The sequence below is a fragment of the Microtetraspora sp. NBRC 16547 genome (genome assembly GCF_030268965.1).
Classification (GTDB): domain Bacteria; phylum Actinomycetota; class Actinomycetes; order Streptosporangiales; family Streptosporangiaceae; genus Microtetraspora.
Map to the genome: position 1 here is coordinate 1 of NZ_BSSE01000077.1, position 1,322 is coordinate 1,322.

Below are 1,322 nucleotides of genomic sequence, written 5' to 3' on the forward strand. Positions count from 1 at the left end.
TGACCTTGTATGAGGTTCTCGGCGAACTCCAGGCTTTACTCGCCACCTGGACCGGCGTTTGCCACGTATGCCACCAAATGTACACACCCCATAACACTTCGTAACATAACAAAGTACTACTAGTGCATCGCCGCAAAGATCCTTAAGGGGTCCGAGTCGTAACGGTACGTGCTCAACTTGCCGTCTTCTCCAAGAGTGCGGCGCGTGTCCGCTCCTGATCGCGCCGGGTGAGGGAGCGGATGTGGTCGGCGCGTGCGTCGTAGCGCCACCGGTACGGCTGCGCGGTGGCGTTATGGCGGATCGTGAACGAGTCGATCTGCTCCATCAGGTTCTCGCGGGAGGTGAAATCACCGCGGCGGAGCAGACGGCGGGTCAGCACGGAGAACCACATCTCGATCATGTTGAGCCAGCTGGCGTGTTTGGGCGTGTAGGTGACCTTGAACCGGGGGTGGGCGGCCAGCCAGGCGCGGGTGGCTTTGGAGGTGTGGCTGGCGCCATTGTCCAAGATCAGGTAGATGTCCAGGTCCGGGTCGATCATCTGATCGAGCAGGATGAGGAAGGCGATGAAGGTCGCCGAGTTGTTGCGGTCGATTCGTTCGGCCAGGACTTGTCCGGTCAGGACGTCCATCGCGGCGAGGATGGAGACGGTGCCGTGGCGGAGGTACTCGAACTCGCGGCGACCGGTGCGGCCGGGCCGGGCGCAGATCTCGGGATGTTTACGGGATTTGGCTTGGATTCCGGTCTTTTCGTCCACGCTGAGCAGGACCGCACCCTTGGGCGGGTTGAGGTACAGGTCGCAGACTGCGCTGGCCAACTGCCAGAACTGCTCATCGTCGAGCCGGTTCAGCCAGCCCCGGACGCGGTGCGGCCGAAGATTGGTCTCGGCCAGGATCCGGCCGACCTGAGAGGCGGAGATGCCGGTATCGGCGAGGTGGGCGGCGATCGCGGTGTGCGTCCAGGTGGATTGACTCTGCGGTGGGGTGCTGGTGGCGCAGGCGATCACGCGCAGCCGCACTTGGGGACCGTAGACTTCGGGCCGGCCCGGGCGGGGTAGGTCGACCAGGCCCTTGATGCCGTGTACGGCGTAGCGGTCGCGCCATTTGCGGACGGTCGTCTCGGTGGTGGCCAGTTGCTCGGCGATGGTGGCCAGGGCCAGGCCATCGTCGGCGATCAGCAGGACGATCCGGGCGCGCAGGACCAGCATCTGCGGACTGGAAGGCCTATTGATGATCTTGTTGAGGCGTTTCCTGCGGCGGTGGCCGACCTTGATGACCACGTGGCTGACCGGTCTGGCCATGAACTCCGTCCCTGCGGCGATCGGA

The 1,322-nt window shown here is 64.1% G+C and carries 1 protein-coding gene; it reads right to left on the minus strand.

Translation table 11 applies throughout. The features are described 5' to 3' along the window. Positions 1-172: 172 nt before the first annotated feature. Positions 173-1,322 (minus strand): IS630 family transposase (locus QSK17_RS35670; protein ID WP_285711115.1); only part of this gene is annotated, 1,150 nt, incomplete at its 5' end.